This window comes from Streptococcus penaeicida (assembly GCF_002887775.1).
Taxonomy (GTDB): Bacteria; Bacillota; Bacilli; order Lactobacillales; family Streptococcaceae; genus Streptococcus; species Streptococcus penaeicida.
This window is the reverse complement of the sequence record NZ_LOCM01000059.1, coordinates 1-387: the sequence shown is the minus strand read 5'-3', so window position 1 is coordinate 387 and position 387 is coordinate 1. Positions and strand designations below refer to the sequence as shown.

Annotated in this window: 1 tRNA gene and 1 rRNA gene; both read left to right on the top strand. The window is 40.3% G+C overall.

The features are described from left to right. Nucleotides 1-174: 174 nt before the first annotated feature. Nucleotides 175-288: ribosomal RNA gene (gene rrf, locus AT575_RS10215) — 5S ribosomal RNA — on the top strand. Between the two features lie 5 nt (nt 289-293). Further along, nucleotides 294-367, top strand: a tRNA-Asn gene (locus AT575_RS10210). Nucleotides 368-387 lie beyond the last annotated feature (20 nt).

Here is a 387-nt window from a genome sequence, read left to right as displayed (position 1 = left end):
AAAAAAAGCGTAACAATTTAGGAAAATGGCGTAGAGACTACGGAGTCTCAAGACATTTTATCTAATTGACTAGCTTTTTAGTCCGAGTACAATTTTGATAATAGAAAAGTTTATTGACATAGAGGTAGACTTCTTGTTAAGATATAGTTATTCAATTTTGAGTGGACTAAAAAGTTAAGTGACGATAGCCTAGGAGATACACCTGTACCCATGCCGAACACAGTAGTTAAGCCCTAGAACGCCTGAAGTAGTTGGGGTTGCCCCTGTTAGATACGGAAGTCGCTTAGCTTTTATCCGCCATAGCTCAGTTGGTAGTAGCGCATGACTGTTAATCATGATGTCGTAGGTTCGAGTCCTACTGGCGGAGTCGATAGAGATAGGATTTCC